The 20784-nt window shown below is 71.1% G+C and carries 23 protein-coding genes; 13 read left to right on the top strand and 10 right to left on the bottom strand.

What is annotated here, in order from left to right; translation table 11 throughout:
- Positions 1-35 precede the first annotated feature (35 nt).
- Both ACQP0U_RS27145 and ACQP0U_RS27140 read left to right on the top strand, forming a co-directional pair.
- Positions 36-317: a F0F1 ATP synthase subunit epsilon gene (locus tag ACQP0U_RS27145; protein ID WP_030333186.1), complete on the top strand. Its 282-nt coding sequence runs from the start codon at positions 36-38 to the stop codon at positions 315-317.
- A 12-nt stretch (positions 318-329) separates the two neighbouring features.
- A complete protein-coding gene (locus ACQP0U_RS27140; protein WP_433312410.1) occupies positions 330-785 on the top strand; it encodes a DUF2550 domain-containing protein in 456 nt (151 codons plus the stop codon).
- A 231-nt stretch (positions 786-1016) separates the two neighbouring features.
- Here ACQP0U_RS27140 and ACQP0U_RS27135 read toward each other — a convergent pair whose 3' ends face one another.
- Entirely contained in the window at positions 1017-1589 is a 573-nt protein-coding gene (locus tag ACQP0U_RS27135; protein WP_433312408.1) for a cob(I)yrinic acid a,c-diamide adenosyltransferase, read from the bottom strand.
- Between ACQP0U_RS27135 and murA the strand changes: the two genes are divergently transcribed.
- Both murA and ACQP0U_RS27125 read left to right on the top strand, forming a co-directional pair.
- On the top strand, positions 1588-3030 hold the full coding sequence (murA, locus tag ACQP0U_RS27130; protein ID WP_433312406.1) for a UDP-N-acetylglucosamine 1-carboxyvinyltransferase: 1443 nt from the start codon (positions 1588-1590) through the stop codon (positions 3028-3030). The genes ACQP0U_RS27135 and murA overlap by 2 nt on opposite strands.
- A 99-nt stretch (positions 3031-3129) precedes the next feature.
- Positions 3130-3978, top strand: coding sequence for a 3-hydroxyacyl-CoA dehydrogenase family protein (locus tag ACQP0U_RS27125; protein WP_433312403.1), 849 nt, complete (start codon positions 3130-3132; stop codon positions 3976-3978).
- A 40-nt stretch (positions 3979-4018) separates the two neighbouring features.
- On the opposite strand, the gene ACQP0U_RS27120 is transcribed toward ACQP0U_RS27125, so the two are convergent.
- Together ACQP0U_RS27120 and ACQP0U_RS27115 are read right to left on the bottom strand one after the other, a co-directional pair.
- Positions 4019-4864 (bottom strand): ABC transporter permease, encoded by an 846-nt coding sequence (locus tag ACQP0U_RS27120; protein WP_433312400.1) that lies wholly within the window; start codon positions 4862-4864, stop codon positions 4019-4021.
- The gene (locus ACQP0U_RS27115; RefSeq protein ID WP_433312397.1) at positions 4861-5712 is read right to left on the bottom strand and encodes an ABC transporter ATP-binding protein; all 852 of its coding nucleotides are present in this window, start codon (positions 5710-5712) and stop codon (positions 4861-4863) included. Before ACQP0U_RS27115 ends, ACQP0U_RS27120 begins: the two co-directional genes overlap by 4 nt.
- Positions 5713-5863: 151 nt before the next feature.
- Here ACQP0U_RS27115 and ACQP0U_RS27110 point away from each other — a divergent pair, with 151 nt between their 5' ends.
- Positions 5864-7870, top strand: a complete 2007-nt coding sequence (locus ACQP0U_RS27110; RefSeq protein WP_433312394.1) for a protein meaA — start codon at positions 5864-5866, stop codon at positions 7868-7870.
- 19 nt (positions 7871-7889) lie between these two features.
- On the opposite strand, the gene ACQP0U_RS27105 is transcribed toward ACQP0U_RS27110, so the two are convergent.
- Positions 7890-8186: a DUF1540 domain-containing protein gene (locus tag ACQP0U_RS27105; protein ID WP_433312392.1), complete on the bottom strand. Its 297-nt coding sequence runs from the start codon at positions 8184-8186 to the stop codon at positions 7890-7892.
- An 80-nt stretch (positions 8187-8266) separates the two neighbouring features.
- A complete protein-coding gene (locus tag ACQP0U_RS27100) occupies positions 8267-8884 on the bottom strand; it encodes a DUF4126 domain-containing protein (protein ID WP_433312389.1) in 618 nt (205 codons plus the stop codon).
- A 71-nt stretch (positions 8885-8955) separates the two neighbouring features.
- On the opposite strand from ACQP0U_RS27100, the gene nucS reads away from it, so the two are divergent.
- Positions 8956-9615: an endonuclease NucS gene (gene nucS / locus ACQP0U_RS27095; RefSeq protein ID WP_433312387.1), complete on the top strand. Its 660-nt coding sequence runs from the start codon at positions 8956-8958 to the stop codon at positions 9613-9615.
- 8 nt (positions 9616-9623) lie between these two features.
- Here nucS and ACQP0U_RS27090 read toward each other — a convergent pair whose 3' ends face one another.
- Together ACQP0U_RS27090 and ACQP0U_RS27085 are read right to left on the bottom strand one after the other, a co-directional pair.
- Entirely contained in the window at positions 9624-10280 is a 657-nt protein-coding gene (locus ACQP0U_RS27090; protein ID WP_433312384.1) for a methyltransferase domain-containing protein, read from the bottom strand.
- An 80-nt stretch (positions 10281-10360) separates the two neighbouring features.
- Positions 10361-11857, bottom strand: coding sequence for an aldehyde dehydrogenase family protein (locus tag ACQP0U_RS27085; protein WP_433312381.1), 1497 nt, complete (start codon positions 11855-11857; stop codon positions 10361-10363).
- A gap of 329 nt (positions 11858-12186) precedes the next feature.
- On the opposite strand from ACQP0U_RS27085, the gene ACQP0U_RS27080 reads away from it, so the two are divergent.
- From ACQP0U_RS27080 to ACQP0U_RS27050, 7 genes are all read left to right on the top strand, one after another.
- On the top strand, positions 12187-12531 hold the full coding sequence (locus tag ACQP0U_RS27080) for an FHA domain-containing protein (protein ID WP_433312378.1): 345 nt from the start codon (positions 12187-12189) through the stop codon (positions 12529-12531).
- 80 nt (positions 12532-12611) lie between these two features.
- Positions 12612-13682, top strand: a complete 1071-nt coding sequence (locus ACQP0U_RS27075) for an alpha/beta fold hydrolase (RefSeq protein WP_433312375.1) — start codon at positions 12612-12614, stop codon at positions 13680-13682.
- A gap of 137 nt (positions 13683-13819) precedes the next feature.
- Entirely contained in the window at positions 13820-15610 is a 1791-nt protein-coding gene (locus ACQP0U_RS27070) for a 3-hydroxyacyl-CoA dehydrogenase family protein (RefSeq protein ID WP_433312372.1), read from the top strand.
- Positions 15611-15651: 41 nt separating this feature from the next.
- Entirely contained in the window at positions 15652-16146 is a 495-nt protein-coding gene (locus tag ACQP0U_RS27065; protein ID WP_433312369.1) for a SigE family RNA polymerase sigma factor, read from the top strand.
- Positions 16143-17297, top strand: coding sequence for a hypothetical protein (locus ACQP0U_RS27060; protein WP_433312366.1), 1155 nt, complete (start codon positions 16143-16145; stop codon positions 17295-17297). Before ACQP0U_RS27065 ends, ACQP0U_RS27060 begins: the two co-directional genes overlap by 4 nt.
- A gap of 16 nt (positions 17298-17313) precedes the next feature.
- Positions 17314-17637 carry a hypothetical protein gene (locus ACQP0U_RS27055; RefSeq protein ID WP_433312363.1) on the top strand — a complete coding sequence of 108 codons (324 nt, stop codon included), beginning with the start codon at positions 17314-17316 and terminating at the stop codon, positions 17635-17637.
- Between the two features lie 92 nt (positions 17638-17729).
- On the top strand, positions 17730-18542 hold the full coding sequence (locus ACQP0U_RS27050; RefSeq protein ID WP_433312360.1) for an alpha/beta hydrolase: 813 nt from the start codon (positions 17730-17732) through the stop codon (positions 18540-18542).
- A gap of 46 nt (positions 18543-18588) precedes the next feature.
- Here the strand turns inward: ACQP0U_RS27050 and ACQP0U_RS27045 are convergent, their stop codons facing one another.
- Genes ACQP0U_RS27045 through ACQP0U_RS27035 form a run of 3 tightly spaced genes read right to left on the bottom strand, consistent with a single transcriptional unit; the run spans position 18589 to position 20774 of the window.
- Complete coding sequence (locus ACQP0U_RS27045) at positions 18589-19800, bottom strand: AI-2E family transporter (protein WP_433312357.1); 1212 nt, start codon at positions 19798-19800, stop codon at positions 18589-18591.
- 15 nt (positions 19801-19815) lie between these two features.
- Positions 19816-20004: a DUF397 domain-containing protein gene (locus ACQP0U_RS27040; protein ID WP_433312354.1), complete on the bottom strand. Its 189-nt coding sequence runs from the start codon at positions 20002-20004 to the stop codon at positions 19816-19818.
- On the bottom strand, positions 19995-20774 hold the full coding sequence (locus tag ACQP0U_RS27035) for a helix-turn-helix domain-containing protein (RefSeq protein WP_433321196.1): 780 nt from the start codon (positions 20772-20774) through the stop codon (positions 19995-19997). Before ACQP0U_RS27035 ends, ACQP0U_RS27040 begins: the two co-directional genes overlap by 10 nt.
- Positions 20775-20784 lie beyond the last annotated feature (10 nt).

Here is a 20784-nt window from a genome sequence, read left to right as displayed (position 1 = left end):
CTTTCGGCAATCCGTAGCCGCAGCAAGGAGACAGCGTGGCACAGCAGCTTCACGTCGAGCTCGTCGCCGTCGAGGAGAAGGTCTGGTCCGGTGACGCCGAGATGGTCGTCGCCCGGACGACCGAGGGCGAGCTCGGTGTCCTGCCGGGGCACGCGCCGCTTCTCGGCCAGCTCGCCGAGCCCGGCCAGGTTCGCATCAAGCTCGCCGGCGGTGAGCAGGTCGCCTACGAGGTGGCCGGCGGCTTCCTCTCGGTGAGCGCCGACGGTGTCACCGTGCTGGCCGAGAGCGCAACCCCGGTCTCCGCGCAGAGTCGCTGAGCCACACCGCGGATGGAGATCGTCGAAGGGTTCGGGGTCGGCGTTGTCGTCATCCTCGGCGCGCTTCTGACCCTCTTCGTCCGGCGAGCTCTGGTCACCCGCAGCGGTGGCATCATCCGGCTCAGCGTCCGGGTCTCCACCATGCTCGACGGCCGTGGCTGGTCGCCCGGCTTCGGCCGGTTCGCCGGTGACGAGCTGCGCTGGTACCGGATGTTCAGCTTCGCGATCCGCCCCAAGCGTGTGCTCTCCCGCAAGGGGTTGGCCGTGGAGCGCCGCCGGTTGCCCGAAGGTCAGGAACGGTTCTCCATGCCGGCCGACTGGGTGATCCTCCGCTGTACCAGTCACCACGCACCGGTGGAGATCGCCATGGCGCGATCGACCGTGACCGGTTTTCTCTCCTGGCTCGAGGCCGCCCCTCCGGGGGCGGTCTCGCCGCGTATGGCCTCCCAGGACTGGCCGGCTGCCTGAGCCGTCCTTGGTCGCTCTTCCGGGTTTCCGGGGAGCCCGCCCGGCTCCGGGCGGTCAGGCTTGATCCCTGCGCCGGCCGAGCTCCCCCGGAAACCCTTCGTCGGGCACTGTGCGTGTCCCGCTGGTCTGGATGCCCCTGTTTTCATTAGCCCGAGTGGATCAAGCCTCGGCTACGCGTGGTGGGGGCCAGATTGGGAACCCACACCTCGACGTGGTGCGCAGCGCCGACGTTCAGCGGTTGCCGCCCGGTACCCATAGCACATCTCCTGCCGGATTTGCCGTTCTTGACAGGATAAAGAGCAGATCGGAGAGCCGGTTGAGATACTTTGCCGGGAGCGTGCTGGTTCGTTCCGGATCGTGGCTGACCAGCGCCCACGCTGCCCGTTCGGCACGCCGGGCGACGGTCCGCGCCACGTGCAGCAGCGCCGCACCCGTGGTGCCGCCAGGGAGGATGAAGGAGTCGAGCTTGCTCAGGCGTGCGTTGTACTCGTCGCACCAGCCCTCCAGGCGCTCGACGTACTCCTCGGTCACCCGCAGCGGCGGGTACTTCGGCTCCGGCTCGACCGGGGTGGACAGGTCGGCGCCGACGTCGAAGAGGTCGTTCTGCACCGACCCCAGCACGCCGCGAAGCTCCTCGTCGAGGTTTCCCAGCGCGAGCGCGACACCGATCGCCGCGTTGCACTCGTCGACATCCGCGTACGCGGCGATCCGTGGATCGGTCTTCGGCACCTGCTCGTTGTTGCTCAGCCTGGTCATGCCGGCGTCGCCGGCCTTGGTGTAGATGCGCGTGAGGTGGACGGCCATGACGCACAGCCTACGGATTCCCGACCTGACGATCCCGGCGCGGCCGGACAGCACCGCCGGCTGGCCGGTGGTGGTGGGCCCCGGCGACGCCGGCGATCCGGCGGTCAACGATGTCGACGTCATCCGGGTACGCGGTGACGCCCGACTGACCGGCACCGTGCACGTGGTCGGTGCCAAGAACTCGGCGTTGAAGCTGATGGCCGCCGCGCTGCTCGCGCCGGGCCGCAGCGTGATCACCAACGTCCCCCGGATCACCGACATCGCGATCATGGGGGAGGTGCTGCGTCGGCTGGGCTGTGACGTCCAGTTCGACGCGGATGATCCGGTCGACCCGATGGTCGCCCGTGGCGGCGTGGCCCGGTCCCGGTCGGTGACGATCGACGTGCCCGAGCAGCCGGGCGCGGAGGCCGACTACGACCTGGTCCGACGGTTGCGCGCGTCGATCTGCGTGCTCGGCCCGCTGCTGGCCCGTCGGGGGTACGTGCGGGTGGCCCATCCCGGCGGCGACGCGATCGGGTCGCGGGGGTTGGACATGCACATCTCCGGGCTGACCCGGATGGGCGCGGAGATCTCCGGTGAGCACGGGTTCGTCATCGCCTCCGCCCCGCAAGGGCTGCGCGGCGCGGACATCGTGCTGGACTTCCCCAGTGTCGGCGCGACCGAGAACCTGGTGATGGCGGCGGTGCTGGCCCAGGGCACCACGATGATCGACAACGCGGCCCGGGAGCCGGAGATCGTCGACATCTGCACGATGCTCAACCAGATGGGCGCGCGCATCGCCGGCGCGGGCACGTCCACGTTGCGGATCACCGGCGTGCCCGGTCTGCGCCCGGTGCGGCACGCCACGGTGGGGGACCGGATCGTCGCCGGCACCTGGGCGTTCGGGGCGGCGATGACCCGGGGCGACGTGACGGTGACCGGGCTGGACCCGGCCTTCCTGGAGATCGCCCTGGACAAGGTGGTGGCCGCCGGCGGGCTGGTGGAGACCCGGGGGGACGGCTTCCGCGTACGGATGGACGAGCGGCCCCGGGCGGTGGACGTGGTGACGTTGCCGTATCCCGGCTTCGCCACCGACCTGCTGCCGATGGCGATCGGGCTGGCGGCGGTCAGCGACGGCGCCTCGCTGATCACCGAGAACATCTTCGACGGGCGGTTCATGTTCGCCAACGAGATGATGCGGCTCGGCGCGGACATCAAGACCGACGGGCATCACGCGGTGGTCCGGGGGCGGGACCGGCTCTCCGGTGCCCCGGTGCGGGCCACCGACATCCGTGCCGGAGCGGGGCTGATCATCGCCGGGCTCTGCGCGGAGGGGGTCACCGAGGTCTCCCACGTGCACCACGTCGACCGGGGCTACCCGGACTTCGTGGCCGACCTGCGGGCGCTCGGGGTGGCCGTCGAGCGGGGCACCACGCCTGAGGAGCCGGCACTGGAGATCTGAGGTCGGACCCGGCAACCCGGCCCGACCGCCACTTAGCCATCGTTCAGGCTCGCCGACTAGGGTGCAGGCAGGCACTCAATCGCAGCGAGGGAGAAGTAGATGGCGGGTCGACTCGCGGTCGTCGGGGCCGGGTTGATGGGTTCCGGCATCGCCCAGGTGGCGGCGCAGGCGGGCTGGCAGGTGACGCTGCGCGACCTGGACGACGCGGCCACCAGCAGGGGTCTCGGCGGCATTCGGAAGTCACTGGAGAAGTTCGCCGAGAAGGGTCGGATCGAGGCGTCCGAGGTCGAGGCGACGCTGGCCCGGATCACCCCGACCACCGACCTGGAGGCGGCGGCTGACGCGGACATCGTGGTCGAGGCGGTCTTCGAGCGGCTGGAGATCAAGCACGAGGTGTTCCGCGCCCTGGACAAGATCTGCAAGTCGGACGCGGTGCTCGCCACCAACACCTCGGCCATCCCGGTCACCCAGATCGCCGCGGTGACCGAGCGGCCCGAGGCGGTCGTCGGCACCCACTTCTTCTCCCCGGTGCCGATGATGCAGCTCTGCGAGCTGGTGCGCGGCTACAAGACCAGCGACGCCACGCTGGACACCGCGCGGGTCTTCGCCGAGGAGATCGGCAAGACGGTAGTCGTGGTCAACCGGGACATCGCCGGCTTCGTCACGACCCGGCTGATCTCCGCCCTGGTGATGGAGGCGGTCAAGCTGGTCGAGGCCGGGGTGGTGTCGGCGGAGGACCTGGACACGGCCTGCCGTCTGGGCTTCGGGCACGCGATGGGTCCCCTGGCCACCACCGACCTGACCGGGGTGGACGTGCTGCTGCACGCCTCGAAGAACATCTACACCGACACCGCCGACGAGAAGTTCTTCCCGCCGGAGTTGCTCCAGCGCATGGTCACGGCCGGCGACCTGGGCCGCAAGACCGGCAAGGGCTTCTACACGTACTGAGTCGGAGCGACCGGGGCGGGAAGCCGCCCCGGTCGACCGCTCAGCCGTCGCGCTTGGTGGTCCAGCGGAAGGTGGTCAGGCAGAGCACCACACCGATCACGCACCACAGGGCCAGCACCACAGCCACCCGGCCCAGCTCGAACGAGCCGCCCGGCTCCTGGGCGCCGAAGCTCTCCGGCAGGAACACCGACCGCAGCCCCTGGCACATCCACTTGAGCGGGAACAGCGCCGCCACCTGCTGCATCCAGGTGGGTAGGTCGGTGAAGACGAAGAACACCCCGGAGATGAACTGGAGCACCAGGGCGACCGGGGTGACCACCGCCGAGCCGCTGCGGGCGGTGCGGGCCAGCGACGAGATCGCGATGCCGCACAGCGTGCACGCGGTCACCCCGAGCACGGCGACCCAGCCGAAGGTGAACCACTTCGCGGCGGTGCCCGGCAGGTCGAGATCGAACAGCGCCACCGCGACGGCCAGCAGCAGCGCCGTCTCGGCGATGCCGATCGCCACCACCATGATCACCTTGCCGGCGAACCAGACCCACTTCGGCATCGGCGTGCCCCGGTAGCGCTTGAGCACGCCCCGGTCCCGTTCGATCGGGATCCAGATGCCGAGGTTCTGGAAGCTGACGGTCATCAGGCCGGTCGCGATCATGCCGGTGATGAAGTACTGGGTGAACTTGACCCCGCCGCCGATCGTGCCGTCGAAGATCGACGCGAAGATCAGGATCATGATGATGGGGAAGCCCATCGTGAAGACCACCGACTCCCGGCTGCGCAGGAACTGGGTGATCTCCAGTCGGCCCTGGCGCACTGCGAGCGCGCCGGCGTTCGGCCGCTGGCCCCGAGGCGTGGCGACCGCGGAGGCCGGGTTTGTCGTGGTCGTCATCGCGCGTGTCCGATCATGGTGAGGTAGACGTCCTCCAGGCTCGGCCGGGTCACCGTGAGCCCGGGGACCTCGCCGCCGTAGCGCGTGGCGAGGTCGGCCACGAGGGCCGTCGGCGTCGCGGTTTGCGCAAGCTCCAGCGTCCCTTCCGGGGTACGCCAGGAGACCGTCGCGAGGGCCTCCTGGCGATTGCCCAGCCGGTTGGGAGCTGCGACCTCGACCAGCCGGCCGCCGGCGATCACGCCGACCCGGTCGGCGAGGGCCTCGGCCTCGTCCAGGTAGTGGGTGGTGAGCACGATTGTGGTGCCGGCTGCAGCGAGGTCGCGGATCAGCTCCCAGAACTCGCGGCGGGCCTCCGGGTCGAAGCCGGTGGTCGGCTCGTCGAGGAAGAGCAGCTCGGGGCGGCCGATGATGCCCAGGGCCACGTCCAGGCGGCGCTTCTGCCCGCCGGAGAGGGTGTGCGTCCGGGCCTTCGCCTTGTCGGCCAGCCCGACCCGCTCGATCACCTTGTCCGGGTCGTCCGCGTCGGGGTAGAAGCCGGAGAAGTGTCTGATCACCTCGGCCACGGTCAGCTCGTCGAACTCGCCGGTGCCCTGGAGCACGATGCCGACCCTCGACCGCCAGCCCGCGTCCGGCTGGGCCGGGTCCGTGCCGAGCACTGTGACCTCGCCGGCATCCCGGCGGCGGTAACCCTCCAGGATCTCCACCGTGGTGGTCTTGCCGGCGCCGTTCGGGCCGAGCAACGCGAACACCTCGCCACGGCGGACGTCGAGATCCACACCCGCCACCGCCACGTTGTCGCCGTACGCCTTGCGCAGCCCTCGGACGGAGATGGCCAGCTCGTCATCCATGCCGTCAAGTGTGCGTCCTGACCTCGCCCGGGTGGTGCCCGGGGTGTGGCGGTCCGCGCTACTGCGGGCGCTTGGCACCCGGACGTCCCCGACATGGACCTGTGTGGTTTTCCACAGCCCCTTTTACTGAACGGTAACTTAGACTCCGGCCATGGATGAGACGGCATTCCCGGGGCGACTGCCCGAGCGGGACCGCCCGTGGGTGATGCGCACCTACGCCGGCCACTCGTCGGCCGCGGCGACCAACGCCCTCTTCCGCCGCAACCTGGCGAAGGGGCAGACCGGGCTCTCGGTCGCCTTCGACCTGCCCACCCAGACCGGGTACGACCCGGACCACGAACTCGCCGCCGGTGAGGTCGGGCGGGTCGGCGTGCCGGTGGCCCATCTCGGCGACATGCGGGCGCTCTTCGACGGTCTCCCGCTCGCCGACACGAACACCTCGATGACCATCAACGCCCCGGCGATGTGGCTGCTCGCCCTGTACGGCACCGTCGGGCTGGAGCAGGGCGCCGACCTGACCCGCTGTGCCGGCACCACCCAGAACGACATCATCAAGGAGTACCTGTCCCGGGGCACCTACATCTTCCCGCCGGCGGCGTCGCTGCGGCTCACCGCCGACGTCGTGGCGTACACGCTGCGCGAGATGCCCCGGTGGAACCCGGTCAACATCTGCTCGTACCACCTCCAGGAGGCCGGCGCCACGCCCGTGCAGGAGGTCGGCTTCGCGCTGGCCACCGCCGTCGCCGTGCTCGACGAGGTCCGTGACTCCGGCCAGGTGCCGGCCGAGCGGATGGGCGACGTGGTCCAGCGGATCTCGTTCTTCGTCAACGCCGGGGTGCGCTTCGTCGAGGAGATCGCCAAGATGCGCGCCTTCGGTGTGCTCTGGGACGAGATCACCCGGGACCGGTACGGGGTCACCGACGCCCGGCAGCGGCGGTTCCGCTACGGCGTGCAGGTCAACTCGCTGGGCCTCACCGAGGCGCAGCCGGAGAACAACATCCAGCGCATCGTGCTGGAGATGCTCGGCGTGACGATGTCCCGCGACGCCCGGGCCCGCGCCGTCCAACTGCCCGCCTGGAACGAGGCGCTCGGCCTGCCCCGACCGTGGGACCAGCAGTGGTCGCTGCGGATGCAGCAGGTCCTGGCGTACGAGTCGGATCTGCTCGAATATCCCGATCTCTTCGCCGGCTCGCACGTGATGACCGCGCTCGTCGACGAGATCGTCACCGGGGCGCGGGTCGAGCTGGACAAGGTTTTGGAGCTGGGCGGCGTCGTCGCCGCGGTGGAGACCGGCTACCTGAAGAGCGCGCTCGTCGGGTCGCTTGCCGAACGCCGTCGGCGGATGGAGTCCGGTGCCGACGTGGTGGTCGGAGTCAACAGGTACACCGAGACCGAATCCTCACCGCTGACCGCCGCCGGTGCCGGAGCCGTCGAGCAGGTCGATCCGGCGGTCGAGGCGGCTGCTGCGCACGCCGTACGCCGGTGGCGGGCCGACCGGGACGCGGCCGCCGTCGACGCGGCGCTGGCCCGGCTCCGCGCGGACGCCGCGACCACCACCAACCTGATGCCGGCAACCCTGGAGTGCGTGCGGGCCGGGGTGACCACCGGCGAGTGGGCCGGCGCGCTGCGCCAGGTGTTCGGCGAGTACCGGGCGCCGACCGGCCTGGCCGGCGCCACCGGCAGCGGCGGCGAGCCGGGCCTCGCGGCGGTCCGCGAGCGGGTCACCGCCACCGCGCGGGAGCTGGGCAGCGGCCGGTTGCGGCTGCTGGTCGGCAAACCCGGCCTGGACGGGCACTCCAACGGCGCGGAGCAGATCGCGGTACGCGCCCGCGACGCCGGCTTCGAGGTCGTCTACCAGGGCATCCGGTTGACCGCGGGGCAGATCGTCGCCGCCGCCGTGGAGGAGGACGTCGACCTGGTCGGGCTCTCCGTGCTCTCCGGGTCGCACCTCGCCGCCGTGCCCGCCGTGCTCGACGGGCTGCGCGCCGCCGGCCGGGCGGACCTGCCGGTGGTCGTGGGCGGCATCATCCCGGCCGGTGACGCGGACACCCTCCGGGCGGCCGGGGTCGCCCGGGTCTTCACACCGAAGGACTTCGCGCTCACCGGCATCATCGACGACCTGGTGACCGTCATCCGGCGCGCCAACGACCTGCCCTGACCGACGCTGTCCTGGCTGGTCAGCGACCGGTGTAGGTCATGCAGTCGGCCATGTCGTTGTCCGGGCCGACCCGGATGGACGCCGCGTGGCACTCCAGCTGCTCGTTGTGCCGGCAGTCGGAGCGCTGGCATGCGCCCACCTGCGCGATCAGGTTCTCCACGCCGCCCCGGACGGGCGACTCGACGAAGGTGTGGCAGTGGGCGTGATCCATGCTGCCGATCGTGATCGCGAAGGCGTGGCAGTCACCCGACTGGTTGTACGCGCACGCGGCGACCACACATTCCTGGACTCGGGGCATCTCCAACGCTGCGGTCATGCCGACCTCCTCTAGGCTCCTGCCCCGATCCTAGGCATTTGTCGGCCCGCAGAACCCCGGTTCGGCGGCTCCGCCAGCCCTCAGACGCGGAAGCCGGCGGCGCGTGCCGCCTCCCGTTCGCGGCGTCGTTCGGAACGACGGCGGACGAACCAGAAGGTGAAGATCACCAGGCCGACGAGGAAGACGAGCACCAGCACCGGCAGGACGATCGCCACCAGCGAGACCACCACGCTGGTGGCGTCCTCGGCGGTGCTGGCGACCGGGGCGCCGATACCGGCGGTGGTCGCGTTGATCACCGGGCGGGCCGCTGACTTGAGCAGGTGCACACCCAACGCCAGCAGTACGCCGGTGACGACCGGCACCCACTGGTGGGACGAGAAGAAGCTCCCCGGGTCGCTGACCGTCACCGTCTCCGCCGAGGAGCCGGCGCCGAAGGCCAGGCCACCGGCGGTGGGCCGGACCACTGTCTGCACCACGTCGTTGATGTGGTCGACGACTGGCACCTTGTCGGCCACCATCTCCACGGCGAGCAGCAGGGCCATGATGGCGATGACCCAGCCGTTGCCGAGCCAGGTCCAGCCGCTGGGCAGGTCGATCAGGTCGGTGTAACGGCCGAGCAGACCGAGGATGAGCAGGGGTATGTAGGCGTTCAGACCCGCCGAGGCGGCGAGACCGGTGCCGGTGAGGACTTCGAACACGGTCTCAGCATCCCATCGACGCGCCAGTGCCGCTCGCTGGCGACGGGTGGGTGCTCGGCTACCCTCGTCGGGTGCGGTTGGTCATTGCGAAGTGCTCGGTGGATTACGTCGGACGGCTCTCGGCTCACCTGCCGCCGGCCACCCGGTTGTTGATGGTGAAGGCGGACGGGTCGGTGTCCATTCACGCCGACGACCGGGCGTACAAGCCGTTGAACTGGATGAGCCCGCCGTGTCGGCTGGAGGAGGCCCCCGGTGTGTGGCGGGTCGTCAACAAGGCTGGCGAGGAGCTGCGGATCACCCTGGAGGAGATCTTCCAGGACACCTCGTACGAGCTGGGTGTGGATCCGGGCCTGCGCAAGGACGGGGTGGAGGCGCACCTGCAGGAGTTGCTGGCCGCCAACCCGGGCGCGCTGGGTGAGGGGTTCACGCTGGTCCGCCGCGAGTACATGACGGCGATCGGCCCGGTCGACCTGCTCTGCCGGGATGCCAACTCGGGCTCGGTCGCCGTCGAGGTCAAGCGGCGCGGCGACATCGACGGGGTGGAGCAGTTGACCCGCTATCTCGAGTTGATGAACCGTGACCCGCTGCTCAGCCCGGTCGCCGGGGTCTTCGCCGCTCAGGAGATCAAGCCGCAGGCCCGGGTGCTCGCCACCGACCGGGGCATCCGGTGTGTGGTCGTGAACTACGACAAGCTGCGCGGCATCGAGAAGGACGAGCTGACCCTCTTCTGACCGACGCCCTACCGGGTGCGCACCGCGATCAGTGACTTCGGCAGGCCGAACACCCGCTCCACGAGCATCGTCGAGTCGGGGAAGTAGTGGCGCATCTGCGAGCGGTCCAACAGCTCGGTCCAGAGCACCTGGTGGATGGCGGCGTCGTGGCTGCGGGTCGGCTTGTGCCCCAACGGCCAGCGTCGGGCGAGCGCGGTGCGCAGTCGTACCGGCAGGAACTGCATTCCCGGTGCGATCCAGTGTGGCTCGATGGGGAAGTAGCGGTAGGGCGTCTGCACCCAGTGTCGGTCGGCCATCGACCGGGCGGCACCGGCGAAGCGGAGGCGGCGTTCGTGCCCGCCCACATGCTCCAGCACCGAGTTCGAGAAGACCAGGTCGAAGGTGCCCTTCGTCAGGTGCGGCGGCAGGTCGCAGGCGTCTGCCTGCTCGACGTGGGCCCAGTCCGGAACGACGGTGGGCGGCTTCTCCAGGTTGACGACTGTCACGCGGGCCGGTCGGACGGTCGCGCGGTGCCAGGTGCCGAGCCGGCCACCGAGATCGACCACGTGCATGTCGCCGATGTCGGGGAAGGTGCGCGCCAACCAGTCCGATCGGTGCCGACGCCGTCGGGCGCTCCACGACTGGTCACTGTCGACAAGGCGGTAGCGCAATCGATTGGGGCCCATTTAACGCAATGTACCGCCGCGACCACGGTGTATAAACATGTGGATACACCGATCCTTGTTGATGATCGGTAATCCGACACTTACCTCCCGTACATGACCTTGATGGCCTTGACGAGCCGCGCCACGTCGGTGGGGGTGCGGTCGAACGTCATCGACGGCAGCAGCGACCGGGCGCGACGTCGGGTGATCGACTTGGCCCGACCGAACTCACGCAGGCCGTCCTCCCCGTGGATCCGACCGAAGCCGGAGTCGCCGACACCGCCGAACGGCAGGGTGGACATGCCGGCGAAGGTCAGCGTGGAGTTGATCGAGGCCATCCCGGAGCGCAGCCGCCGGGCGATGGCCACCGCGCGCCGCCGGCCGAAGACCGAACCCCCGAGGCCGTACGACAGGGCGTTGGCGCGGGTGACGGCCTCGTCGGCGTCGCGGACCCGGCTGATGGTCAGCGTGGGGCCGAAGGTCTCCTCGCGGACGGCGGCGGACTCCTCCGGGACGTCCACCAGCACTGTGGGGTGGACGTACGGCGGCTGCACGGCGCTCGGGCCGCCGAGCACGGCACGGCCTCCGGAGGTGATCGCGGCGTCGATGTGCCGTCGGATCACCTCGATCTGCTGGGGCATGGTGATCGGGCCGATGTCGGTGCCCTCCGGCCCGACCGTCAGCCGACCGGCGCGGGCCACCACCTTGTCGACGAAGGCGTCGAAGACGGCGTCGACGGCGTACACCCGCTCGATGCCGATGCAGGTCTGGCCAGCGTTGGTCATGCCGCCCCAGACGCACGCCTCGGCCGCGGCGTCCAGGTCGGCGTCGCTGTCGACGATCATGGCGTCCTTGCCGCCGCCCTCGATGAGCACCGGGGTCAGCGTCTCGGCGCAGGCGGCCATCACCTTCCGGGCGGTGGCGGTGGAGCCGGTGAAGGCCAGCTTGTCGACCCCGGAGCGGCACAGCGCCGCGCCCACGTCGCCCAGCCCGTGCACTGCGGTGAACACCTGCTGCTCGGGCACCACCTCGGCGAAGCTGTCCACCAGCCACTGGCCGACGGCGGGCGTGTACTCGCTCGGCTTGAGCACCACGCCGTTGCCGGCGGCGAGGGCGTACGCGGCGGAGCCGATCGGCGTGAAGACCGGATAGTTCCACGGCCCGATCACGCCGACCACCCCGTACGGCTGGTATTCGAGGTGCCCGGAGAACTCGGCGAGGATGAGCCGGGACCGCACCCGGCGTGGACCGAGCACGCGGCCGGCGTTGCGGGCGGCCCAGTCGATGTGCTCGATCGCGGTGACGATCTCGACGATGGCGTCGGCGATCGGCTTCCCGCCCTCGGCGTGCACCAACTCGGCCAACTGCTCGATGCGCTTGGCGAGCAGGGCCCGCCACCGCAGCATCCGCTCGCGGCGGCCGGTGAAGCCGAGACCGGCCCACCACTCGCCGGCAGCGCGGGCGCGGTCGACGGCCTGCCGCACGTCTGCCTCGGTGGCGACCGGGAGGCGACCGGCCTCCGCGCCGGTCGCCGGGCTGGTGGAGACCAACTGACCCGCCTCGATGACCGGAACGCCCGGGATATGCACTGCCGTCATGGCGGAAGTCTAGACCCGAGGATTACTCGCCGGTAGGGTCCCCGATTCGGGGCGGCGGGACCGGCGTCGCACCGACCCGACCGATCGTTGATCAGTGCAGGTCAGGGCGTTGGGGGCGGATGCGGCCCGCCCGAATCGTCGAACGGCAGGTGGCCGGGAGGTGACGAGAGGCTGACCGGCCGGTCGGTATTGACGACTACCGTCTGATGGCAAGCTGACGCGCGGAGTGACGGTGTGGGGTGGAGGGCTGACTGTCCATGGAGGAACATCCGGAACTGATGCCGCTGTTGACGGTCGCGGGTGGACCGATGCGCGGAGCAAGCTTTCGCATGCGCGCCGAACCACAGGTGATCGGCCGCGCGCCGACCGGTCAGGTGGTCATCAACGACCCACACCTGAGCCGCCGCCACGCCGAGGTGTGGCTGGCACCGGAGGGCCCGTCCCTGCGCGACCTGGGCTCCACCAACGGCACCTGGCTCAACGACCGACGGATAACCGATGTGGAACGACTCTCCGACGGTGACGTCATCCGGCTGGGCCGCACCGAGCTGCGTCTGTTCGACCCCGGGGTGGCTCTCACCGACCCGGTGGGGTTGAGCTTCGGCCCGTCCCGACGGGACGTCCGGCCGACCCTGCCACTGCCGCTGGCCGCGCCGCCGGCCACGCGTCGCTGACCGGCTGGCGGTCAGCCACATCGCGCACCGCCGCCGGGTGGCGGTCCGACACCTGGACCGGCGGTCACCCGCGTGGCAGCATGCCGCGGATGGAAACCGAGCAGCGGACCGTGACGGCGAACGGCATCACCCAGGCGGTACGGGTGGCCGGCCCGCCGGACGGCACACCGGTGCTGCTGATCCACGGCAACTGCTCGTCCGCGCTGTTCTGGGAGCCGTTGGTCCGGCGTCTGCCACCGACGCTGCGGGTGGTCGCCCCCGACCTGCGGGGGTACGGCGACTCCGCGACGGCCCCGGTGGACGCCACTCGGGGCCTGCGGGACTTCGCCGACGACGTGGCCGCCCTGCTGGACGACCCGACGCTCTTCGACGCCGACGCGCGCCCGGTGGTGGTCGGGCACTCCCTCGGCGGCGGGGTGGCGATGCGCCTGCTGGTCGACCATCCCCATCGGGTGGGGGCGTTGCTGCTCGCCGCGCCGGTCTCCCCGTACGGCTTCGGTGGCACCCGTGACCTGACCGGCACGCCGACCACCCCCGACTTCGCCGGCACCGGCGCCGGCACGGCGAACCCGGACTTCGTCGCCCGACTGGCGGCCGGCGACCGGAGCACTGACGCGCCGGCCAGCCCGCGGGCCGTGCTGCGAGCCACCTATGTGGCCGATCCCGCCTCGTTGGGCGCGGACGAGGATCTGCTGCTGGACACCGTGCTCTCCACCGCCACCGGGGACGACAACTACCCGGGCACGGCGGTGCCGTCGGAGAACTGGCCGGGCACCGCGCCGGGGGAGCGCGGGGTGCTCAACGCGCTCGCGCCGACCTGGTTCCGGCTCGCCGACGAGCTGGTGGCCGTCGCCGAGAAGCCCCCGGTCACCTGGGTACGCGGGGACGCCGACGTCATCGTCTCGGACACCTCGCTCTTCGACCTGGCGTACCTGGGATCGCTGGATCTCGTGCCCGGCTGGCCCGGCGCGGACGCCTGCCCACCGCAGCCGATGGTCGGCCAGACCCGGGCGGTGCTCGACCGGTACGCGGCGGCCGGCGGCTCGTACCACGAGGTGGTGCTGCCCGCCTGCGGTCACAGCCCGCACCTGGAGCGCCCGGCGGAGTTCGTCGCGGAGCTGCTGGCCCTGACCAGCGCGGCCGCCGGATAAGCGGTCGGTGTCGGCCCCGCTACGGCGTGGGTGAAATAGGCCACGGCGTCTCGACAACTCACCGTCACGTGGCAGACTCGCGCGCATAACCTTAGCGGCCGTTCAGCGGTCGTGCGGAGTCTCTGGGGAGGCCGGTCGTGGCGCGCGAGTTCAGCACCGTTGGCGTGGTGGGGCTGGGCACCATGGGTGCCGGCATCGTCGAGGTCTTCGCCCGCAACGGCATCGACGTGGTGGCCGTGGAGATCTCCGCGCCGGCGCTGGAGCGCGGCCGGGCCACCCTCAAGGGGTCCACCGACCGGGCGGTCGCCAAGGGCAAGCTCGCCGAGGCGGACCGCGACGCCCTGCACGAGCGGGTGCACTTCGCGGTCGGGCTGGACGCGCTGCACTCCGTCGACCTGGTCATCGAGGCGGTGCCCGAGCACCTGGACCTCAAGCAGCGGATCTTCGCCGAGCTGGACCGGGTCTGCCCACCGGAGACGATCCTCGCCACCAACACCTCGTCGTTGAGCGTCACCGAGATCTCGGTGGCCACCAGCCGACCCAACCAGGTGATCGGCATCCACTTCTTCAACCCGGCCCCGGTGATGAAGCTGGTCGAGGTTGTCCGCACTGTCGTCACCGCACCCGAGGTGGTCGCCGACGTGGAGGCGCTCTGCGCCCGGCTCGGCAAGGTCGACGTCACCATCAACGACCGGGCCGGCTTCATCGCCAACGCGCTGCTCTTCGGTTACCTCAACCACGCCGTCGGCATGTTCGAGTCGCACTACGCGACCCGGGAGGACATCGACGCCGCGATGAAGCTCGGCTGCGGCCTGCCGATGGGCCCGCTGGCGTTGATGGACCTGATCGGCCTGGACACCGCGTACGAGATCCTGGACACCATGTACCGGCGCGGTGGGCGGGACCGCCGGCACGCCCCGGTGCCGCTGCTCAAGCAGATGGTCACGGCAGGGCTGCTCGGCCGGAAGTCCGGCCGGGGCTTCTACACCTACGAGCGGCCCGGCTCGCCGGTGGTCGTACCGGACGAGGCGACGCCGCTGGCCACGGAGTCGGCGCTCGCCGACGGCGCGCGCGCCATCGCCAAGGTCGGCGTGGTCGGCTCCGGGACGATGGCCACCGGGATCATCGAGGTCTTCGCGAAGGCCGGCTACGAGGTCGTCTCGGTGACCCGCGGCATGGAGAAGTCCGCGAAGGTCTGCGAGGCGGTGAAGACCTCGCTGAACAAGGGCGTGGTGCGGGGCAAGCTCGCCGAGGCCGACCGGGACGCCGCCCTGGGCCGGATCAGCTGGTCCGCCACCCTCGACCACCTCGCCGACGTCGACCTCGTGGTCGAGGCGGTCGTCGAGGAGCTGAGCGTCAAGAAGGCCCTCTTCGCCAGCCTCGACGAGATCTGCAAGCCGGGCGTGGTGCTGGCCACCACCACCTCGTCGCTGCCGGTGATCGACGTGGCGATGGCCACCCAACGGCCGGCCGACGTGGTGGGGCTGCACTTCTTCAACCCGGCGCCGGTCATGCCGCTGGTCGAGGTCGTCCGCACCATCCGCACCTCCCCGGAGGCCACCGCCACCGCCCGCGCCGTCTGCGCCGCGCTCGGCAAGACCGGCGTCGTCTGCGGTGACCGGTCCGGCTTCATCGTCAACGCGCTGCTCTTCCCGTACCTGAACGATGCGGTGAAGATGCTGGAGGCCAGCTACTCGACGGCCGACGACATCGACCACGCCATGAAGCTGGGCTGCGGCTACCCGATGGGCCCGTTCGAGTTGCTCGACGTCGTCGGGTTGGACGTCTCCCTGGCCATCCAGCGCGAGCTGTACCTGGAACTGCGCGAGCCGGGCTTCGCGCCCGCGCCGTTGCTGGAGCACCTGGTCACCGCCGGCTACCTGGGCCGCAAGACCCGCCGCGGCTTCCGCGACCACTCGCACCGCTGACCGGTGTCAACAGCGGGTGCCGGTGACGGCGTCTGAGTGGTGTGACCTTCGAGGAGTACGTCAGCAGTCGCGGGCCGGCGCTCGTCCGGCTGGCCCGGCTGCTGACCGGTGACGAGCACCGGGCCGAGGACCTCACCCAGGACGTGTTGGCGCGCGCGTACGTGCACTGGCGGAAGATCGCCCGTGCCGACCACCCCGACGTGTACGTGCGCCGGATGATGGTCAACGCCAACACCTCCTGGTGGCGCCGCCGATCCAGCAGGGAGTTGGCCACTGCCGAGTTCGCCGACCGGCCGGGGCGCGGGGACCTGGGCGGCGATGCGGCCGACCGGGACGAGATGTGGCGGCTGATCCTCGGCCTGCCCGACCGGCAGCGCGCGGTGCTCGTGCTGCGCTACTACGAGGACCTCGACGACCCGACCATCGCCCAGATTCTCGGCTGCTCCCCGGTCACCGTCCGCACCCATGCGATGCGGGCGCTCAGCCAGCTGCGGGAGCGCCACGGCGTTCCCACGACGAACGGGAGCCGGCCGTGACCGACCTCGACGAGCGGATCGCACGGGCACTCCGGGAGCAGGCCGACGGGCCCGTGGACACCGACAGCCTGCTGACGGCGGCGGTGAACGGGGGACGGGCCCGGCGGCGGCGACGGCGTGCCGTCATCGGGGCAGCGCTCGGCGTCGCGGTGCTGCTCGGGGCCGGTGTGGCCCTGCGTACGCCGTCGGCCGCGCCGCCACAGCCGGCCGTCACGCCCAGCCCGGTCGTGGTCACGCCGCCCCGGGCACCGGGGATTCCGGGGGCAGCGGCGCAGCCCGCCTTGATCGGCTCGGACCCACAGTTGCTGCACTTCGGGGTCGATCCGTCAGCGGCGAAGCCGGTAGCCTGGCGCTCCGCGGGTGATGTCGAGAGCATGCGACTGGACCTGGGTGGCGGCGTGCAGGCCATGGCGATCGTCGCCGCTGACCCACACACGGCCGAGATCGGTGACCCGAGCCAGCTTTCTGACATCGGCCGCGACAAGGCGAGCGCCGTCACCAGCGACGCGGATCGTGCCTCGCCCGACCGGGTCGTCGACCCGGCGTCGAGGTACAACGGGGTGATACGTCAGCTCGACCGGGTCACAAGGGGTTGGGTGCTGCGCTGGCAGCCCGTGCCGGGCCTGTACGTCCGGGTCGCGGCTCTCGGGGAGACCAGCGCCGAGGTCCGCCGGGCGGCGGCGGCGCTCCGGTTCGACGAGGCCCGCCGCTGTGTCGCGCCGGTTCAGTTGACCGCTTTGCCGCCAGGCGCCCGGATCAGCGCGTGCGAGGTGGCGGTACGGCAGCTGTTCTGGCCCCGGATCGTGAATGTGACGGGAACCACGACGCCCACGCAGATGCCCATCGCGACGTCGGATGACACCGAAGCGGCGTTGACTGTCGCACTCAACGGCGCGGCCACCTTGCCGGTGCGGGTCTACTACTCGCCCCGCCCATCTTCCACCGACAGGGCCAAGGCCAACCGCACGATCGCCGGCAGGCCGGTGTTCGACATGGGTGACTTCTGGCACGTGCTCGGCATCCCGAACACCCTGCTGTCCATGGGGCACGAGAACCGCTGGGAGCGGTCGCCCACGGACGCGGAGGTCAGCACGGTGATTGGCGGGCTCCGGGTCGCCGACGACCTTGGCGACCCGGCCAGCTGGGAGTGACCGTAACCTTGGGCAGGTGAGCCCCCGTCGCAATCGCCCTCGCCGGGACGAGAACGCCAACCTGGACTCCGATCGGGTCCGGCAGGGCGTCGCCTCGGTGCAGCAGTGGACCGACGGCGCCTGGCAGGTACGCGGCATCGGGGCGGGCGCGTCGGTCAAGACGTACCGTTGCCCCGGTTGTAACCAGGAGATTCCACCCGGGGTGGCGCACCTGGTGGCCTGGCCGGCGGACGGCCTGGGTGATCTGACCGACCGGCGGCACTGGCACAGCGGCTGCTGGCGTGCGCGGGAGCGGCGCGGCCCGGCGGTGCAGCGCGGCCGGGGCACCCCGCGCTACTGAGCGGCTCGCCCGGTGCGCCCCGCTGAGCGACCTGGGTCACCCTGTTCGTGCCTGGGCGGGCGGCGGCGGCGACTTCGCGACAGACTTGGGCGGTGAGCACAGCGATCCGCGCGTCGTCGATCCTGCCCGGCCGCCGGGAGGACATCGAACTGCACACCGCCGACGGTCTGCGGCTGGTCGGTGAGCTGGCAGTGCCGGCCGACCGGCCGCCGGTGGCCACCCTGGTCTGCCTGCACCCACTGCCCACCCACGGCGGAATGATGGACAGCCACGTGTTCCGCAAGGCGGCCTGGCGGCTGCCCGCGCTGGCCGACCTGGCGGTGCTGCGGTTCAACACCCGCGGCACCAGCAGCGTGCGCGGCACCAGCGAGGGAGCCTTCGACGGCGCGGTGGGCGAGCGGTACGACGTGGCCGCCGCCATCGAGTACGCGGAGTTCGCCGAGCTGCCCAACATCTGGCTCGTCGGTTGGTCGTTCGGCACCGACCTGGCGCTGAAGTACGGCTGCGACCCGACTATCGCCGGGGCGATCCTGCTCTCCCCGCCGCTGCGGTTCTCCGCCCCCGACGATCTGGCCACCTGGGCCAACTCGGGTCGTCCGCTGGTGGCGTTGGTGCCGGAGTTCGACGACTACCTGCGGCCGGCCGAGGCACGGGAGCGGTTCGCCGCCGTACCGCAGGCCGAGGTGGTCGGGGTTCCGGGCGCCAAGCACCTCTGGGTGGGCGACGCCGAGACGGTGCTCGACGAGATCGTCCGACGGGTCAACCCGGCCGTCGAGGTGCCGCTGCCGACGACCTGGGACGGCCCGATGGAGGCCGGCGACGTCAGCGCGTACGCCGACCGGACGGTGGCAGCCTTCGCCGACACGCCAGTCCCCGGCCCAGCCGCCGGTCAGGCCGGCGGCTGACGTCCCGGCCGCCAGTCACCCGACCGCCGGTCCGGCCGGCTGACGCTCAGCGGCGCTCCTGGCGGGGCAGCACCACCTCGCGGAGGATCAGTTGCAGCGCGGCTACCGTGGGGATGGCGATCAGCGCGCCCACCACACCCAGCAGCGCCACCCCGAGCAGCGCGGCCAGCAGGGCGGCCACCTCGTTGACCTCCACCGAGCGCCGCATCACCTTCGGGTAGATGAGGTAGTTCTCCACCTGCTGGTAGATCAGGAAGAAGACCGCACAGGCGATGCCGGTGGGCAGGTCAGCGGCGAAGCCGACCAGACTCACGATGACCGCGCCCAGGGTCGCGCCGATCTGCGGGATCAGGTCGGTCACCGCGACCACCACGGCCAGCGCGAACGGGTACGGCAGGTCGACGATCAGCGCGAACACGAACGTGGTCGCGCCGGCCAGCACCGCGATGCTCAGCGCGCCGACCATGTACGCGCCCACCTTGGCCAGGATCTCGTCACCGATCAGCTGCACCCGCTGCCGTCGGGATCGGGGCACCAACGAGTAGCCCAGGGAACGCAGCCGGTCGAAGTAGGCCAGGAAGTAGATCGTCAACACCAGCACGGTGAGCGTCCGGAACACCGTGCCGAAGATCAGTTGCGCGCCGCCCAGCACCCCGCCGAGCGCCCGTCCGACCGTCTCCGCGTTGGCCGCGCCCTGCACCCGCTCCACCACGTCGTACCGCTCCACCAGGTCATTGACCGTCGGGTTGCGGCGCAACTCGTCGAGCAGGCTCGGGATCTGGTCGATGAACTGCCCCGACTGGGTGACGATCGGCGGGACCAGCGCCACGATGCCGCCGCACAGCAGCAGCACCACCGTGAGGGCGACCGCCGCCACCGCCAGGCCGTGCGGCACACCCCAGCGGCCCAGTCGGACCACCGCCGGGTTGAGGCCGACCGCGAGGAAGAGCGCGATCACCACCAGCACGAGGATGCCGCCGGCATTGCGAATCCCCAGATAGAGGGTGTACGCCAGCAGCACGCCCAGCGCACCGGTGAAGCCGATCAGGAAGCTGCTGCGGCGCAGTGGCCGCCCCGGTGTGCCGAACTTTCCGGACGGGACCGCCGGTGGCTCGTCCGGGTCGATCCCCGGGGCGGGGACCGGCACCGGCGGTGGTGTCTCCGGCGGCTGTGGCGTTTCCGGCGGCTGTGGCGCCTCCGGCGGTGGGGGGCCGGTGGTCACGTCCGGGTCGTCGCGGGACGGGTCGTGCTGTGGCACCAGGGACCTCCCGGCTCAGGCCGTCGGACGACGGGCGACCGCCACGAACGCCCGCCACGCGGCAGGCGCGAACACCAGCACCGGACCTGTCGGGTCCTTACTGTCCCGCACCCCCACGACCCTGGGCAGGTTGTCCGCCACCTCGACACACTCTCCGTTGCCGCTACGGCTGGACGTGCGCCAGAGCGCGCCGGTCAGGTCCATGAGGTCACAACTTCCTTCATCAGTTCGATCGACTGGCGGCGGGGCAGCGCTCTGTTTCTGATCATCTCCCAGCGCGCCAGCAGCGTAGCCACCTCATGGTCGCCATCGACCACGAGACCGTCAATCTGGTGCTCCATGTGCCCCACCCAACCACCGTCGGTGCCTCGGGCCAGATTGAACGGTCCGGAGAGGCCGACGTGCAGCCCGGTCTCGGCCGGGACGATGTGCAGGCTGACGTGTGGTCGCTCCAAACTGGCGACGAGGTGGGTGATCTGCTCGACCATCAACCCGCGGACCTCCTCGCCGGCACGCCGCAGCACCAACTCGTCGACCACCGCGACGAACTGCGGCGGCTCCGGCTGCACCAGCAGCGACTGGCGGTCCAGGCGGGCGTGGACTCGGCGTTCCACCTCGTCGTCGCTGAGCAGGTCGTCGCAGCGGATCACCGCGCGGGCGTAGTTCTCGGTCTGGAGCAGGCCGGGGACCAGCGTGGGTTGGAAGCAGCGCAGTTGGCGGGCGGTCCGCTCGGCGTCCAGCCAGGGCCGGAACCAGCTCGGCTGGCCGTCCCGCTCGGCGAGCTTGAGCAGGTGGACGAGCAGGCCGCCGGTGGTCAGCACCTCGTCGGCGCGGGCCAGGAAGAGCCGGTCCAGCGGACGCTGGCCCAGCTCCAGCGCCGACACCATCGAGCCGGAGTAGTGCACCAGCCGGCCGAAGTCCTCCTGGCTCATGCCGGCGGCGATCCGCAGCCGGCGCAGTTGCGCCCGGATCATGTCGGCCGTC

The sequence above is a fragment of the Micromonospora sp. CA-269861 genome (genome assembly GCF_050948505.1).
In the GTDB taxonomy this organism is placed as follows: Bacteria; Actinomycetota; Actinomycetes; order Mycobacteriales; family Micromonosporaceae; genus Micromonospora.
Note: the sequence above shows the minus strand (reverse complement) of the source record. Positions and strands in the feature narration are given on the sequence as shown.

Excerpts from the sequence above, each read along its gene's own strand:
- ACQP0U_RS27080 (WP_433312378.1), top strand. The coding sequence starts at position 12,187 with ATGCGCGCCGAACCACAGGTGATCGGCCGCGCGCCGACCGGTCAGGTG.
- ACQP0U_RS27110 (WP_433312394.1), top strand. The coding sequence starts at position 5,864 with ATGGATGAGACGGCATTCCCGGGGCGACTGCCCGAGCGGGACCGCCCG.
- murA (WP_433312406.1), top strand. The coding sequence starts at position 1,588 with ATGACGCACAGCCTACGGATTCCCGACCTGACGATCCCGGCGCGGCCG.
- ACQP0U_RS27035 (WP_433321196.1), bottom strand. The coding sequence starts at position 20,774 with ATGATCCGGGCGCAACTGCGCCGGCTGCGGATCGCCGCCGGCATGAGC.
- ACQP0U_RS27105 (WP_433312392.1), bottom strand. The coding sequence starts at position 8,186 with ATGACCGCAGCGTTGGAGATGCCCCGAGTCCAGGAATGTGTGGTCGCC.
- ACQP0U_RS27085 (WP_433312381.1), bottom strand. The coding sequence starts at position 11,857 with ATGACGGCAGTGCATATCCCGGGCGTTCCGGTCATCGAGGCGGGTCAG.
- ACQP0U_RS27040 (WP_433312354.1), bottom strand. The coding sequence starts at position 20,004 with ATGGACCTGACCGGCGCGCTCTGGCGCACGTCCAGCCGTAGCGGCAAC.
- ACQP0U_RS27140 (WP_433312410.1), top strand. The coding sequence starts at position 330 with ATGGAGATCGTCGAAGGGTTCGGGGTCGGCGTTGTCGTCATCCTCGGC.
- ACQP0U_RS27125 (WP_433312403.1), top strand. The coding sequence starts at position 3,130 with ATGGCGGGTCGACTCGCGGTCGTCGGGGCCGGGTTGATGGGTTCCGGC.
- ACQP0U_RS27120 (WP_433312400.1), bottom strand. The coding sequence starts at position 4,864 with ATGACGACCACGACAAACCCGGCCTCCGCGGTCGCCACGCCTCGGGGC.
- ACQP0U_RS27115 (WP_433312397.1), bottom strand. The coding sequence starts at position 5,712 with ATGGATGACGAGCTGGCCATCTCCGTCCGAGGGCTGCGCAAGGCGTAC.
- ACQP0U_RS27090 (WP_433312384.1), bottom strand. The coding sequence starts at position 10,280 with ATGGGCCCCAATCGATTGCGCTACCGCCTTGTCGACAGTGACCAGTCG.
- ACQP0U_RS27075 (WP_433312375.1), top strand. The coding sequence starts at position 12,612 with ATGCCGCGGATGGAAACCGAGCAGCGGACCGTGACGGCGAACGGCATC.
- ACQP0U_RS27135 (WP_433312408.1), bottom strand. The coding sequence starts at position 1,589 with ATGGCCGTCCACCTCACGCGCATCTACACCAAGGCCGGCGACGCCGGC.